General features: G+C 73.4%; 15 protein-coding genes. 7 read left to right on the top strand and 8 right to left on the bottom strand.

Going from position 1 to position 14,739, the window contains the following annotated elements; genetic code table 11:
* Positions 1-121: 121 nt before the first annotated feature.
* Together E2C05_RS20325 and E2C05_RS20320 are read left to right on the top strand one after the other, a co-directional pair.
* Positions 122-1,195 (top strand): tartrate dehydrogenase, encoded by a 1,074-nt coding sequence (locus E2C05_RS20325; RefSeq protein WP_133221487.1) that lies wholly within the window; start codon positions 122-124, stop codon positions 1,193-1,195.
* Between the two features lie 296 nt (positions 1,196-1,491).
* Positions 1,492-1,740: a hypothetical protein gene (locus E2C05_RS20320; protein ID WP_240046803.1), complete on the top strand. Its 249-nt coding sequence runs from the start codon at positions 1,492-1,494 to the stop codon at positions 1,738-1,740.
* A 441-nt stretch (positions 1,741-2,181) separates the two neighbouring features.
* Here the strand turns inward: E2C05_RS20320 and cuyB are convergent, their stop codons facing one another.
* The 6 genes from cuyB to E2C05_RS20290 form a co-directional block, all read right to left on the bottom strand.
* Positions 2,182-2,880: a cysteate racemase gene (gene cuyB / locus E2C05_RS20315; RefSeq protein ID WP_133221485.1), complete on the bottom strand. Its 699-nt coding sequence runs from the start codon at positions 2,878-2,880 to the stop codon at positions 2,182-2,184.
* Between the two features lie 448 nt (positions 2,881-3,328).
* Positions 3,329-3,982: a hypothetical protein gene (locus E2C05_RS20310; RefSeq protein WP_133221484.1), complete on the bottom strand. Its 654-nt coding sequence runs from the start codon at positions 3,980-3,982 to the stop codon at positions 3,329-3,331.
* 553 nt (positions 3,983-4,535) lie between these two features.
* Positions 4,536-5,852, bottom strand: a complete 1,317-nt coding sequence (gltA, locus tag E2C05_RS20305; RefSeq protein WP_133221483.1) for a citrate synthase — start codon at positions 5,850-5,852, stop codon at positions 4,536-4,538.
* 205 nt (positions 5,853-6,057) lie between these two features.
* The gene (locus tag E2C05_RS20300) at positions 6,058-6,621 is read right to left on the bottom strand and encodes a thermonuclease family protein (protein ID WP_133221482.1); all 564 of its coding nucleotides are present in this window, start codon (positions 6,619-6,621) and stop codon (positions 6,058-6,060) included.
* Positions 6,622-6,699: 78 nt separating this feature from the next.
* Entirely contained in the window at positions 6,700-8,181 is a 1,482-nt protein-coding gene (locus E2C05_RS20295) for a CYTH and CHAD domain-containing protein (RefSeq protein ID WP_133221481.1), read from the bottom strand.
* 26 nt (positions 8,182-8,207) lie between these two features.
* On the bottom strand, positions 8,208-8,756 hold the full coding sequence (locus E2C05_RS20290; RefSeq protein ID WP_133221480.1) for a SixA phosphatase family protein: 549 nt from the start codon (positions 8,754-8,756) through the stop codon (positions 8,208-8,210).
* 111 nt (positions 8,757-8,867) lie between these two features.
* On the opposite strand from E2C05_RS20290, the gene E2C05_RS20285 reads away from it, so the two are divergent.
* The 5 genes from E2C05_RS20285 to E2C05_RS20265 all read left to right on the top strand — a co-directional run bounded on the left by E2C05_RS20285 (position 8,868) and on the right by E2C05_RS20265 (position 13,457).
* Complete coding sequence (locus E2C05_RS20285) at positions 8,868-9,479, top strand: DUF6134 family protein (RefSeq protein WP_133221479.1); 612 nt, start codon at positions 8,868-8,870, stop codon at positions 9,477-9,479.
* A 1-nt stretch (position 9,480) separates the two neighbouring features.
* The gene (locus tag E2C05_RS20280) at positions 9,481-11,034 is read left to right on the top strand and encodes a cryptochrome/photolyase family protein (RefSeq protein WP_133221478.1); all 1,554 of its coding nucleotides are present in this window, start codon (positions 9,481-9,483) and stop codon (positions 11,032-11,034) included.
* Between the two features lie 135 nt (positions 11,035-11,169).
* Entirely contained in the window at positions 11,170-12,162 is a 993-nt protein-coding gene (locus E2C05_RS20275) for a Bug family tripartite tricarboxylate transporter substrate binding protein (RefSeq protein ID WP_133221477.1), read from the top strand.
* A 57-nt stretch (positions 12,163-12,219) separates the two neighbouring features.
* Positions 12,220-12,984: a creatininase family protein gene (locus E2C05_RS20270; protein ID WP_133221476.1), complete on the top strand. Its 765-nt coding sequence runs from the start codon at positions 12,220-12,222 to the stop codon at positions 12,982-12,984.
* Positions 12,985-12,989: 5 nt separating this feature from the next.
* Positions 12,990-13,457 (top strand): GNAT family N-acetyltransferase, encoded by a 468-nt coding sequence (locus E2C05_RS20265; RefSeq protein ID WP_133221475.1) that lies wholly within the window; start codon positions 12,990-12,992, stop codon positions 13,455-13,457.
* Here E2C05_RS20265 and E2C05_RS20260 read toward each other — a convergent pair.
* Together E2C05_RS20260 and E2C05_RS20255 are read right to left on the bottom strand one after the other, a co-directional pair.
* Entirely contained in the window at positions 13,438-13,908 is a 471-nt protein-coding gene (locus E2C05_RS20260; protein WP_158292253.1) for a GNAT family N-acetyltransferase, read from the bottom strand. The two genes, E2C05_RS20265 and E2C05_RS20260, sit on opposite strands and share 20 nt — an antisense overlap.
* Positions 13,905-14,636: a metallophosphoesterase gene (locus tag E2C05_RS20255; protein WP_338045161.1), complete on the bottom strand. Its 732-nt coding sequence runs from the start codon at positions 14,634-14,636 to the stop codon at positions 13,905-13,907. The genes E2C05_RS20260 and E2C05_RS20255 overlap by 4 nt, the downstream gene beginning before the upstream one ends.
* Between the last annotated feature and the right edge of the window lie 103 nt (positions 14,637-14,739).

Genomic DNA, 14,739 nt, shown 5'->3' with positions numbered 1-14,739 from the left:
CGGCCGGGACCGCGGCGCCCCCGCCGCGGGCGCGCCGCCCGGGGCCGCCCTGGCATGGCCCGAGGGGCTTGCCCCTCCGCCCCGCCCCGGCCAGTTTCGCGCCCTGCTGGAGGACCCGTTCATGACCAGGAAAACCTACCGGATCGCCGTCATCCCCGGCGACGGCATCGGCAAGGAAACGGTGCCAGAGGGCCTGCGCGTGCTGGACGCCGCTGCCCGCCGCTTCGGCTTCGATCTGTCGCTGACCGACTACGACTGGTCCTGCGACACCTATGCGAAGACCGGGAAGATGATGCCGGATGACGGCCTGGACCGGCTGCGCGACAGCGACAGCATTTTCCTGGGGGCCGTCGGCTGGCCCGGCGTGCCCGATCACGTGTCCCTGTGGGGACTCCTCATCCCGATCCGCCGCGGCTTCGACCAGTATGTGAATCTCCGCCCCTGCAAGCTGATGCCGGGCGCCCGAACGCCGCTGGCCGATCGCGGGCCGGCGGATATCGACTTCTACGTGGTGCGGGAGAACACGGAAGGCGAGTACAGCAGCGTCGGCGGCCGGATGTTCGAGGGGACGGAGCGCGAATTCGTCTCCCAGCAATCCATCCTGACCCGGCACGGCACCGACCGGGTGCTGCGCTATGCCTTCGACCTGGCGATGACGCGGCCGCGCCGGAAGGTGACCAGCGCCACCAAGTCGAACGGCATCACCTTCACCATGCCATATTGGGACGAGCGCTTCGCCGAGATGGCGAAGCGGTACCCGCAGGTGACCACCGACCAGTTCCACATCGACATCCTCTGCGCGCATTTCGTGCAGCACCCCGACTGGTTCGACGTGGTGGTCGGGTCCAACCTGTTCGGCGACATCCTCTCCGACCTCGGGCCGGCCGTCGCCGGCAGCATCGGCATCGCGCCCAGCGCCAACATCAACCCGGAGAAGGCCTTCCCGTCGATGTTCGAGCCGGTGCATGGCAGCGCGCCGGACATCGCCGGCAAGTGGATCTGCAACCCGATCGGCCAGATCTGGTCCGGCGCCATGATGCTGGAGCATCTGGGGGAGAAGGCGGCCGCCGACGCGATCGTGCGGGCGATCGAGGCGCATCTGGCCGAGGGCGGGCCGCGCACCCGCGACATGGGCGGCAATGCCGGCACGGTGGATGTCGGCAAGGCGCTGGCCGAGGCGGTCGGGCGCGGCTGAGACGCCATGGCCGGCGGCGTCCGCGCGCCATGCCCATGACGGCATCCGCGGGCGTCCGGTGGCGGGGACGGGCCGCGATCCTTGCCGCGCCGCCGGGTTGGGGGCGGGGGGCGGCCCGCCATCGGCCTCCCCGGTCCCGCGGCGGGGTGCATCGCGGGGCGCGGATGGCCGGCCGCCCCGGATGCTCTCGTGGGCGAAACTTGAACGGCTGTTCAAGCGTCGCTAGGATGCCAAGTGGTTGCGAGTGATTCTCAACTGGCTCGCAGCCGGAGGGTCTAGGAATGGGTCAGGCCGCCGTGCCCCGCACTGCCATCCCCGTCAGCGCCATCGTCCGGCGCTGCGAGCGGGCGGTCGTGACCGCCTACCGCGAGCTGCGTGAGACGGGCACCAACGACCTCTCGGCCTTCCGCGCCTGCACTACGCTCTACCGGGTCCACCACCCGGAAGCCTCGGTGCAGGAAGCCAGGCGGCTCGTCGCGGAATGGATCGACCACCATGTCGTCCGCGGCGAGGCTGGGCCAACGCCCGGCTGCGATTGCGACTGAGTCTCGCTATCTGATCGGGTCGGGCGTCGAGGCGCGGCGCCCCTGCCGGCCGGGCCGCCGAGGCCGGCCTTGGACCGGTGGCCCCGGGGCGTTGATCTCCACGACGGAGACGCCGCCACCGCGATCCAGGCTTCGGGTCCGGGCGTGATGGTCACAACCTCCGGACCGCACGCGTCGTGCCGCGGACGGCGCGCCCCGCGCCTGGACCCGCGACGGCCTCGCCGGTGGCCTGCCCATCCACGCACGTCGCAGCCAGGGCCTGCGGCGGTCTCGGGCGGGGTGGTGTGCGGATGACCGCAGGCCGGCAGGCCCCGTAGCGCAGGCGATTTCGACCCGAAGCCGGCCCGAAGCCGCCCCCGGTCACCGCACCGGCGCCGATCCCCTTCGCCCGGATGGCCTGGCGGCGTCACGATGGTGGGATGCCGACCCGCCCGATGCGCCTCAGCCCCGCGCCCAGCCGATGGCGGCCCGGGCCAGGGCATCGATCGTGTCCACGACCGGGAAGGGCAGCGCCGGCCCGGCCGCGATGCCGAGCGGGATCTCGGTGCAGCCCAGCACCACGGCCCTGGCGCCGCGCGCGACCAGTCGCCCCGCCGCCTCCGCCAGCGGCGCATAGGCCTCCGGCACCCGGTTCGCCTTGACCAGCGCGATGGCGGGCGAGACCAGGCTGGCCATCTCGGCCGCGTCCGGCACCAGGCAGTCCCAGCCGGCCCCCGCCAGGCCCTGCTGGTAGAGCCCCATGGCCAGGGTCGCGGCCGTGCCCATCACGCCGATCGGCCCCGGCGGAACGCCCTGGCGGCGGAGGTCCTCGGCGGCCGCCTCGACGATGTGCAGGATGGGCAGGCGCGTCGCCGCCCGCATGCCCTCGTACCAGCCATGCGCGGTGTTGCAGGGGATGGCGACGGCGCCGCAGCCGGCTGCCTCCAGCCCGCGGATGCCGCGCAGCAGGGCGGGCAGGGGATCCTCCCCGGTGCCGAGGCGGGCGGCGGTGCGGTCCGGGACCCGCGGATCGGACCAGAGGAAGGCGGGGATGTGGTCTTGGTCCCGGTCGGCCGGGGTCAGCAGGGTCAGCCGCACCATGAACTGCGCACTCGCCAGGGGGCCCATGCCGCCCAGCACGCCGAGGATCCTGTCCGTCACCGCTGCACCCCATCCGCCGGCCGGTCCGGGGCCTGCGCCCCGGCAGCGCGGCGCGGCCCGACCCAAGGCGTGGCCGGCAGGATGTCGGGCGTCGGCCGCGCCTGGCCCTTGCCCATAGGCCGCGGCGAAGCGCCTGTCATCCCGCGGGCGGCGCGTGGCCTTGGGCGCACGCGGCCGGGCGCGTCGTCGGCACCAGGATGCCGGCCGCAAGGCCGGGAGAGCGATGCCGGGCCCTGCCAGCGGTCCGCGCGTGCCGTGGCCGGGACGGTGGCCCAGCGCCGTGCCTGGGGCGGCAATGACGCGTCAGGGATGCCGGCCGGTCCGCCAGCCCGGCCCCAGGAGCGCCGTCGAACGGCGTGACGACACCGAAGCTGCGCGGGAATGCCCATCGGATCCGGGCGGCGCCATCGGCCGCGCCGCGTGCGGACAGGCCCGCTTCCGTGGCTGCTCAGGCCGGCAGGCGCATGAAGTTGGAACTCGCCGCGGCGCGGGACATCAGCGCCCGCATGTCCGGATCCTCATGCCCGTCCTCGGCCGTCAGGGCCTCCATGGGGCAGAAGAATTCGTGCGGATGCGCGATCTGGTTGCGGGCGAAGCCTTCGTAGTGCCGGCTCTTGAGGCCGAAGACGACGCGGATGTCGCGCACCGGCAGGACCAGCGGCTGCACCGGCTCGGCCTTCAGCTGGCGGACCAGGCGCCAGCGCGGGGTCGTCTCGTCCTCCTGCACCGGGGCCATCAGCCAGGTGACGGGGCAGACCGCCAGCAGCGAGCTGGTGGAGGGCGCGAAGCGCGAGCGCTTGTCGAGCAGGTTCTGCAGGGACGAACAGGCTTCGATGCAGAGGATGTCGACATAGGGATCGATGGCCGAGGGGCTGAAATGCAGCCACATGCCGTCCGGCAGGGTCCGCAGACGGTTGGACCCGGGAAGCTTCAGGAAGGGATGCGCTGGGGAGGCCTCGTCGCCCGGTCGGCCGCGCAGCCAGGTGCCGGGCTGCTTCATGCTGGGGGCGACGCCCGGGGGCCGTTGCGGCCATTTGCGCAACTGACTGCGAACCTGGCGGTCCAGGGTGACATGGCACAGGGAGACGCGGACGTCGCGCATGTTAAGCATTCCCGTAGGATTTATACAGCAAACAGGATAATTCTGTCGGCAAAGTAGGAAGTATGCAAGGCTTTCTCGCGTTGAGCGTGTAATTTAACCTGATTTTCGTCGTCAAGGACGTCATCAAATACTCTCGCTTATGAACTCTGCTCGAAAAAACTACTCTGCGTTATGAACACTTCCAAAGAATGCTGCAGTATCCGAAGCCTTTCCGGGCAGCCGCAGCGGATCGCCGGGCAACATCCGGGCTGCGCAGCGTGACGGTGCTGCCCTTCGGACGGCCGGGGCGCGCCGCAGGCTCAGTGGGCATGCGACCCGCCGGTGGGGCCGATGCCGGGGGCACGCCGGGCCGCCCGCCTGCGGGATGCCGCGGCGGGCACAAAAAACGCCCGTCGGCAGAGCCGGCGGGCGTCCCGGGATCGGATTGCGGCAGGGCGGGGCGGCCCCGCGGCGGCAGCGAAACGCTGGGGGGGAGGGCGGCGCCGCCGCTGCACGCCGCCGCCCCGCGCCTGGCGCGGCTGGACGCCCGATGCCGGGCGCCAGCCGCCGGGTGTCAGCCGCGGCGGGACAGCGGAACGTAGTCGCGCTGCGCGGCGCCGGTGTAGATCTGCCGCGGCCGGCCGATGCGCTGCGACGGATCCTCGACCATCTCCTTCCACTGGCTCACCCAGCCGACGGTCCGCGCCACCGCGAACAGCACGGTGAACATGCTGGTCGGGATGCCCATCGCCTTCAGGATGATGCCCGAATAGAAGTCCACGTTCGGGTACAGCTTGCGCGAGATGAAGTAGTCGTCGGACAGGGCGATCCGCTCCAGCTCCATCGCCATGTCCAGCAGCGGCTCGTCCTTGATGCCGAGCTCGCCCAGCACCTCGTGGCAGGTCTCCTTCATGATCTTCGCGCGCGGGTCGAAGTTCTTGTAGACCCGGTGGCCGAAGCCCATCAGCTTGGTGTGGGCGTTCTTGTCCTTCACCTGGCGGATGAACTCGGGGATGTTCTCCGGCTTGCCGATCTCGGCCAGCATCTTGAGCACGGCCTCGTTGGCGCCGCCATGCGCCGGGCCCCACAGCGCGGCGATGCCGGCGGCGATGCAGGCGAAGGGGTTGGCGCCGGTGCTGCCGGCCAGCCGCACCGTGGAGGTGGAGGCGTTCTGCTCGTGGTCGGCGTGCAGGACCAGGATGCGGTCCATGGCGCGCGACAGGATCGGGTTGTTGACGTAGGGCTCGGTCGGCACCGCGTTCAGCATGTACAGGAAGTTCTCCGCGTAGGAGAGGTCGTTCCGCGGGTACATGAAGGGCTGGCCGAGCGAATACTTGTAGGCCCAGGCGGCGATGGTCGGGATCTTGGCGATCAGGCGGAAGCAGGCGATCTCCCGCTGCCGCGCGTCGTTGATGTCGAGGTTGTCGTGGTAGAAGGCGGCCAGCGCGCCGACCACGCCGCAGATCACCGCCATCGGGTGGGCGTCGCGGCGGAAGCCGTCGAAGAAGCGGCGCAGCTGCTCATGCACCATGGTGTGGTAGGTGACGCCGCGGCGGAACTGCTCGAGCTGCGCCGGGGAAGGCAGGTCGCCTTCCATCAGCAGGTAGGCCACCTCGATGAAGTCGGACTGCTCGGCCAGCTGCTCGATCGGAAAGCCGCGGTAGAGCAGGACGCCGGCATCGCCGTCGATGAAGGTGATCCGGCTTTCGGTGCTCGCGGTCTCGCCATAGCCGGGGTCGTAGGTGAAGACGCCGAGGTCGCTGTAGAGCTTGCGGATATCCACCACGTCCGGCCCGAGCGTGCCGGAGAGCACCGGCAGCGTCGTGCTGCGATTGGAGCCGTCAAGCGTGAAGGTGACGGTCTTCTTCGCCCCGGTTGTCGAGCTGCTCATGACCTGTGCGTCCTTGAGGTTGCGTCGCCTCAAGACGGGGCAGACGCTTGGTGCAGTGCAAGATATCGGCGCATCGCGGGGCTTGGCAACGCGCCCCGGGACGAAGGGCGAACGCCCGGCCGCCCTGTTCGATCACGCCGCCGGGACGGTCGCCGGCATCGCACCAGGCCCGGCCGCCCTCATCCGAGGCGGCGGCGATTGCCGGTCAGAGGCCGCGCCGCCAGGTCTCCGGCGCCGGCACGGCGCTGGCCCAGGCGCCGCGGCCACCCTGCCGCGCCGCGCCTTCCAGCGCCGCCAGCGCGGGCGCGGCGCCGCCATCGGCCAGCGCCCAGCCGGCCGCGACGAGGGAGGCGTTCAGCTCCACCCCGCCCGCCTCGCAGGTGCCGATGGCGCGGCCATGCCGGTCCTCCCCCTGCACCCGGCAGGCGACGTCCCGGCCGGCGACCAGCGAGGCCAGGGCCGCGGCGGCGGCGGCGGCGCAATCCACGGTCCGGCCGGCGGGGTCCCGGCAGGTCGCCGCCCCGCGCTCCGGGACCCGCAACGCATGCAGGCGCAGCACGCGTTCGCCCAGCCGCAGCGTCTCGCCATCCAGCACCCGCACCTCCCCGGCCGGGGTGGCGAGCAGCGGCAGCGGCCGCGCCGGGCCGAACAGGTCGCGCGGCACCGCGGCGGAGACCAGCAGGACGAAGAGGCCGAGCCCGCTGGCGGCCGCAAGCGGCAGGCGGAGCCGGGCGGCCGGGCTGGGCCGGAAGATGCGGCGGATGCGCATGCGGCTGGCCTATCGCGTCCCGCCGGGACTCCGCAACCCTCCGCTCGCATCCTCGCGAGACCTGCCGGGCGGCCTGCTTCAGAGGCGGGTCCAGGAAGGGCCCGCAACCATCAGATCATCCCAGGCTTCCAGCGCCGCATCCCGCGCCGCGCCGACCCGCGCGCTGGCGAAGCCTTCGACGGCGCCGACCGCCCAGGCCGGCACGCCGGCGCCGAGGGAGGCGACCAGGCTGCGCGCCACCGCGGTGTCGTTGGCGATCCCCAGCGCCTCCTGCAGGGCGGCGAGGCGCTTCTGGAAGCGGCGGGTATGCTTGCCGGGCCAGAGCGGGGCGAAGAGCTCGGTCGCATAGCGCAGCCGCTTCGCATCCAGCCGCAGCTCGTGCAGCGCCTCGGCGCTGTGCTCCTCGATCCCCTCGCCCTCGGTGCAGAGCCGGTGCCAGCGCTTGTCGAGCAGGGCGGCGGCGAATTCGGGCAGCGCCTCCTCCAGCCGCGCGCCGCGCCCGGCCGGGTCTTCCGCCTCCTGCCGCCAGGGGCGGCGCAGCAGCAGGCCCAGCCCGGCCAGGACCAGCCGGCGGAAGCCCGGCCCGTCCAGCTCCGCCCGCAGGGCGGCATAGGCGGCGCTGCGCTTCGCCTCGGCCGCCTTCAGCAGCGCGGCGAGGCGCTTGTCGCCCGGCATCGCCTCCGCCACCTGGGCACCGAGTCCGGCCAGGAAGACATCCCAGTCCCGCGCCGGCCCCAGCCGGTCGGCCAGCGCCTTCAGCCCGGCATCGAAGGCCGCCAAGGCGGGGCAGCCCGCGGCCGGGCGGAACACCTTCAGCACGCTGCGCAGCCGGCGCAGCGCCACCCGGGTCTGGTGCACCCCCTCCGGCCCCGCGCCCAGGCGGCAGGCCGGGGCGTGGTGCAGCATCACCTCCAGCAGGTGGCCGAGGGCGGCGAGCAGCGCCTCCTCCACCGTCGCGGCGCCGGCCAGGTCGGGCGGGCCGCGGCGGCGGGCGCGCGGCGCCTCCCCGCGCGCCAGGGCACGGCCTTCCTCGGCCAGGGCGGCGCGCGGCGGCAGCAGCGGCAGGTCCTCGGCCAGGCGCTGCGCCACCGCCAGCACCGCCTCCGGCGCGCCCTCCAGCAGCAGCCGGGCCACCGGCCTCTCATCCGCCACCGCCCGCAGCTTGCCGGCCAGCAGCACCGCCTGCACCGCGCCCGCCAGCGGGATCAGGCTGCGGCGGCCGTCGAAGGCGGCCAGCGGCACCATCGGGTCGTCCTCCGGCACATCCGCCACCGGCTCGGGCGGGGTGCCGGGCAGCCAGGGCGCGGCGCCGTCCGGCATGGTGCGCAGCAGCCGCCGCGGCCCGCGCCGCGGCTGTTCCAGCGCCAGCCCCTCGGCCGCCAGGGCGCCGTCGGCGCTGTCCAGCCAGATCAGCGATTCCGCCGCGCCGCGGGTGCGGCCGCCGCGGGCCCCGGCGATGGCGGGATGGCGGGAGAGCCGGGGGGCGGCGGCCGGGTCCAGGACGAATTCCAGCGCCAGCCGCGGACCTCCCGGCGCCGCGGCGTCCGGCGGCGCCTCCACCGCAGCCACAAGGCCGTCGAGGCTGGTCAGCTCATCGCCTCCGTCGGATCCGCCGCCAGCAGGTCGCGCGGCTGGATGAATCGTACCAGTCGTCCGTTCCCCGGCTCAAGCTGCCGCCAATGGCCGGCGATGGTGAATTCGGCGAGCGCGCCGGTCGGATAGCCCTCCGCCAGGCGCTGCAGCCCGGGGCCGCCGCGGGCCATGCCGCCGGCGCCGGCCAGCGCCATCGCCAGCTCGTGCAGGCCGGGATTGTGGCCGATCAGCAGCAGGCTGCGCGCGGTCTCCGGCACCGCCTGCACCACCTCGAGCAGTTGTCGCCAGGGGGCGAGGTAGAGCGCGTCCATCGGCTCGACCAGCGCGCCATCCTCGAAGGGGGTCAGCGCTTCCAGCGTCTGCAGGGTGCGGCGGGCGGAGGAGACGAGGACGATGTCCGGCGAGAGGCCGAGCTCGCGCATCGCCTGGGCGATCGCGGCCGCCGCCCGGCGGCCGCGGGCATTGAGCGGCCGGGCATGGTCGGAAAGGGCCGGGTCGTCCCAGGAGGACTTCGCGTGCCGCAGCAGCAGGAGCTGTCGCATCGGCCGGCATCCTGCCATGCCCGGCCCCGGTTGTCCTGCCCCCTTCCGCCGGCTGGCGCGCCGGCCGGCCGGGCCTACATCAACCCCGTAATCGAGGGAGTGTGCGAAGGGATGTCGTCTGCCGGGCCGACCCGCCGCCTGCTGCTGGCCCTGCCGCCGCTGGCGGCCCTGCCCGCCGCGGCGGCGCCGGCCGAATACCGCTTCCGCGTGCTGCGCCAGGGCAGCGCCATCGGCACGCACCGGGTCCGCATCACGGAAGGCGGCGGGCTGCTGACCGCGCTGACCGAGGTGGACATCGCCGTCCGGCTGCTGGGCGTCACCGTCTTCCGCTTCGGCCATCGCTTCGAGGAAAGCTGGGCCGGCGAGCGGCTGCGCCGCGCCACGTCCCGCCAGGACCGCAACGGCACGGTGACGGAGATGGTCGCCGAGGCGAGCGGCGACGGCATCCTGGCCAGCGGCGCCGAGGGCCGCTTCCGCCTGCCGCCGGAGGCCGCGCCGCTGTCCTGGTGGGACGCCCGCAAGCTGGCGCGGCCGCTGTTCGACAGCGACAGCGGCAAGCCGCTGCAATTGCGCTGGACCCGGGAGGCGCTGCCGGAGGGCGGGACGCTGTGGCGCGCCGCCGGGGACGAGGACTCCGAGGGCCGCTACGCCGCCGACGGGACCTGGACCGGCTGGCGGACCCGGGCCGAGGATGGCTCCATCGTCACCTACGAGCCCGCCTGAGATGCCCGGCACGCTGCGGGTCGTGCTCGGCGACCAGTGCTCGCGCGGCCTCGCCTCGCTGCGCGACCTCGACCCCGCGCGCGACGTGGTGCTGCTGGCCGAGGTGAGGGGCGAGTGCACCTATGTCCGCCACCACAAGCAGAAGATCGTGCTGGTGCTGTCGGCCATGCGGCATTTCGCCAAGGCGCTGGCCGCGCGCGGCGTCACCGTGGACTACATCCGGCTGGACGATCCGGCGAATACCGGGACGCTGGCGGGGGAGGTGGCGCGCGCCGCCGCGCGGCACCGGCCGGATGCGATCTGCTGCACCCATCCCGGCGAATGGCGGGTGCAGGAGGACATGCGGGGCTGGGAGGCCGCGACCGGGATCCCGGTGGAGATCCGCGAGGACGACCGCTTCCTCTGCGACCTCGGCTGGTTCCGCCGCTGGGCCCAGGGGAAGGATGGCGGCAAGAAGCAGCTGCGGATGGAGTTCTTCTACCGCGAGATGCGGAAGCAGACCGGCTTCCTGATGGAGGATGCGTCGCCGGCCGGCGGCGCCTGGAACTACGACGCCGAGAACCGCAAGCGGCTCGGCCCCGGCATCGCGCCGCCGCCGCCGCGCCGCTTCCCGCCGGATGCCATCACGCGCGAGGTGATGGCCCTGGTCGAGGCCCGCTTCCCCGGGCATTTCGGCAGCCTGGAGGGCTTCGCCTGGCCGGTGACGGCGCAGCAGGCCGAGCAGGCGCTGGCGGATTTCATCACCCATCGCCTGGCCGATTTCGGCGACTACCAGGATGCGATGGCGACCGGCGAGCCGGTGCTGTTCCACGCACTGGTCTCCACCAGCCTGAACACCGGCCTGCTGCTGCCGCGGCAATGCTGCGAGGCCGCCGAGGCGGCGCTGCGCCAGGCGAAGGCGCCGCTGAACGCGGTGGAAGGCTTCATCCGGCAGATCCTCGGCTGGCGGGAATACGTGCGGGGCATCTACTGGCTGAAGATGCCGGACTATGCCGGGCTGAACGCGCTGGAGGCGACGCGGCCGCTGCCCTGGTTCTTCTGGTCCGGCGAGACGCGGCTGAACTGCCTGCGCCAGGCGATCGCCCAGACCCGCGACCTGGCCTATGCGCACCACATCCAGCGGCTGATGGTGACAGGGAATTTCGCGCTCATCGCCGGGCTCGACCCGGCGCAGGTGAACGAGTGGTACATGGTGGTCTATGCCGATGCCTTCGAATGGGTGGAGTTGCCCAACACCCATGGCATGGTGCTGCACGCCGATGGCGGCATGCTGGCCAGCAAGCCCTATGCGGCCAGCGGCGCCTATATCAACCGCATGTCCGACTACTGCCGCGGCTGCGACTACGACGTGAAGCAGAGCACGGGGCCGACGGCCTGCCCGATGAATGCGCTATACTGGGATTTCATCGCCCGGCACGACCGGCGCTTCGGCAGCAACCCGCGCATGGCCATGCCGCTGAACACGCTGCGGAAGATGGCGCCGGAGCGGGTGGCGGCGTTGCGGGCGACGGCGCAGGCCTTCCTGGCGGGGCCGGAGATGGCGCCGGAGCCCTGATCGGCCGGCGCCGGGACCGCCGGCAGGGGCCTGGCGGCGGCCGGCGCGCAGGATCACCCGAACGTCCCGGGTCGCCGCTTGCGCCCCGCCGCCGCCCGGGCGACACCCCCGGCAACCGCCTTGCCGGAGGCCCCGATGACCCTGACCCGCCGCGCCGCCCTCCGGGCGGCCCTCGCCCTGCCCGCCCTGGCCAGCGCCGCCCGCGCCCAGGGCTTCCCGACGCGGCCCGTCCGCGTGGTCGTCCCCATCGCCCCGGGCGGCGCCAACGACATCATCGCCCGCATGGTCAGCGAGAAGCTGCCCGCCATCCTCGGCCAGCCGGTGGTGGTGGAGAACCGGCCGGGCGCCGGCGGCAATATCGGCGCCGATGCCGTGGCCAAGGCGGAGAAGGACGGCCACACCCTGCTCTTCACCAGCGCCAATGTGCTGACCGCCAACAAATGGCTCTATGGCCGCCGCATGCCCTTCGAGGCGCTGCGCGACCTCACCCCTGTCAGCCGTGTCGGCACCGGCACCATCCTGATCGTGTGCAACAGCGCCCGGCCCTGGAAAAGCTTCGCCGAGCTGGTCGCCTTCGCCAAGGCGAATCCCGGCCGCATCAGCATGGGCAGCAGCGGCACCGGCACCATCAGCCACCTGTACATGGAGAAGGTGAAGCGCGCCGCCGGCATCGACATCACCCATATCCCCTATCGCGGTGGCGGCCCGGCCATCACCGACCTCGTCGCCGGCACCATCGACATCATGTTCGACGTCATCCCGGCCCTGCTGCCGCATATCCGGGAAGGCCGCTTCCGCCCGCTGGCGGCCGGCAGCGCGCAGCGGATCGACTATGTGTCCGACCTCGCCCAGGTGCCGGGCATGGCGGAATTGCTGCCGGGGTCGGGCATCGATGCGCTGAACTGGTGGTGCGTGGTCGCCCCGGCCGGCGTGCCGGCGCCGGTCCTGGCGCAGCTCAACGGCGCCATCCGCCAGGCGGTGGAGCAGGAGGAAGTGCGCCGCCGCCTGCTGGACCTGACGGTGAAGCCCACCACCGATGCGACGCCCGAGGCCTTCGGCGCCTTCTGGCAAGCCCAGATGCCGGTCTGGCAGGCGCTGGTGGAGGAGTCCGGCGCGACGGCGGAGTGACGCCGCCCCGCCGCCCGCGCATCATGCGCCCCTGACGCCGCGAGGAGGGCAGGGGCCATGGCGACCGAGACCGAATGGATGCGGCTGACCGCCGAGGAGTTGCGGGCGCGGGCCGCCGCGGGAGCGCTGGTCATCGTCCCGGTCGCCTCGCTCGAGCAGCACGGGCCACACCTGGCGACCGGCGTGGACATCGTGCTCGGCACCGGCGTCGCGCAGGCCACCGCCGCCCGCATCGCCGCGGCCGGCGCCCCGGTCGTCGTCACCCCCTGCGTCTGGACCGGCCTGGCCGAGCACCACATGGAGTTCGGCGGCACCGTCACCCTGGACTATGCGGCGATGGCCGCGGTGCTGGGCGGCATCGTGCGGTCGGCCGCGCGGCATGGCTTCAAGCGGGTGATGCTGCTGAACGGCCATGGCGGCAACGCCGAGGCGGTGATCCAGGCGGCCAGCGAGCTGACCATCGCGCTGGGCATCAAGGTCGCCGCCGGCACCTACTGGCACATCGTGCCGGAGGTGATCGCGCCCATCCTGGATCGCCAGCCCGGCCTGATGCATGCCTGCGAGGCCGAGACCAGCCTGATGCTGGCGCTTCGGCCCGACAGCGTGCGCCTGGACCGCCTGCCGGAGGCGCATGGCCCGATGTCCACGCGGGTCGAGGGCCAGCCGGCCGGCCTCGCACTGCGGCGGTCCTTCCGCGCCATCTCGGAGACCGGCGTCATCGGCGATGCCCGCACCGCCAGTGCCGAGAAGGGGGAGAAGCTGCTCGCCGCCATCTCCGGCAGGCTGGCGGAGCTGCTGCTGAACCCGACGCTCTGGGCCTGACACGCATGGCCGAGGATCCGCCGGTGCTGGCCGGCCATGCTGCCTGGGCCGCGCTGGCCGTGCCGCCGCCCGGCTTCGCCTATGCGCGGGAGGAGGGGCGGCTGGACCCGGCGGAGTTCGCCGCCGTCGTCCGCGCCTCCGGCCTCGTCCGCCCGGTGGACGACGCGGCGCGCATGGCGGCGATGGTCGCGGGCGCGAACCTCATCGTCACCGTGCGCGACGGTTCGGGGCGGCTGGCCGGCGTCGCCCGGTCCTTCACCGACTTCGCCTATGGCTGCTACCTATCGGACCTCTGCGTCGACCCCGCATACCAGGGGAAGGGCCTGGGCCGCGGGCTGATCGCCGAGACCAAGCGCATCATCGGCCCCGGCTGCATGCTGCTGCTGCTCTCGGCGCCCGACCCGATGACCTGGTACCCGAAACTGGGCATGGAGCGCGTCGCCAACGGCTTCATCATCCGCCGGGACGGCTGACCGGCAGGTCCTTCGCCATCAGCAGGGTCGGGCGGCCCTGCCAGGCCTCCTCGCCCAGCCCGTGCCAGCCGCGCGCGGCGTAGAAGCGCCCCGCATCCGGCGTGTGCAGGTACAGCCGCGCATGGCCCAGCGCCGCGGCCGCCGCCTCCACATGCGCCACCAGCGCCGTGGCGATGCCGCGGCCGCGCGCCGCCGGCGCCACCAGCACGCTGGCCAGCCAAGGCGCCAGATCCATCCGCGCCGGCAGGTCGTCCGTGTCCAGCGTGGCGGTGCCGAGCGGCATCCCGCCTTCCTCCGCCAGGAAGCAGGCCGGCGCCCGCGGCCCGCGCGCGGCTGCCAGGAAGTCCCGCGTCGCCGCCAGGGTCCAGCCATCCGCTGCCCACCATTGCGCATGCAGCCAGGCCGCCACCGCATCCAGGTGCGGCGTTTCGGCCAGGATGCGGATGCTCACCACCGCAGATCGATCCAGGAGAGATGCCCGCCCTTGCCGGCGCCGGTGTCGAGGAAGACGCAGCGGCCGCCCTCCTCCCCTTCCTGCACATAGGGCCGGCCGTCCGGCGAGCGCCGGTCATGCCCGCAATAGACCACCGTGCCGGCCGGGATGCGGTCCACCCAGTCATGCACCCGGTCGGGGTAGCCATCCGGCCGCGTCCGCCCGGTCACCTGGCCGAACAGCGCGCGCGACAACAGCGGGTCCGGCTTGCGGATGCCGGCATCCGGCAGCGGCAGGCGCAGCAGCATGCCGGGATGGAAGCCGCCATGGACGAAGAACCAGTCGCGCATGTGCAGCCAGGCCGGCGCCATGGCGATCTCGGCGACGGCGCGGCGACGCAGCGCCTCCCCATCCGCCGCCGCGGCCAGCTGCGCCAGGGTGCGCCCCAGCCCCTCGGCCGGGGCATGGACGCGTTCGCCGATCAGGGCGCGGCGCAGCTTGTGGTCGTGGTTGCCCAGCAGGAAGCGGCCGCGGCGGGCATCCAGCAGGCCGAACATCAGTCGCAGCGCCGCCGGGCTGTCCGGCCCGTGGTCGGTCAGGTCGCCAAGCTGCAGCAGGAACAGCGCCTCCGTCTCGGCGCCGGCGATCGCGTGCTCGAAGGCCACCGCATCGCCGTGCACGTCGCCCACCACCCGCAGCCCGGCGAAGCCGCGGCGCCGCAGGTCGGCCATGGCCGCATCGGTCACGCGACGGCGTCCTCCGCCTCGGCCTCGGCCTCGGCGGCCGCGCGCGGCAGGCCGCGCAGCGCGGCCAGGGCCCGGTCGCGCCCCGCGGCATGGTCGATCGCCG

It is taken from the genome of Paracraurococcus ruber, assembly GCF_004353985.1.
GTDB lineage: Bacteria > Pseudomonadota > Alphaproteobacteria > Acetobacterales > Acetobacteraceae > Paracraurococcus > Paracraurococcus ruber.
Note: the sequence above shows the minus strand (reverse complement) of the source record. Positions and strands in the feature narration are given on the sequence as shown.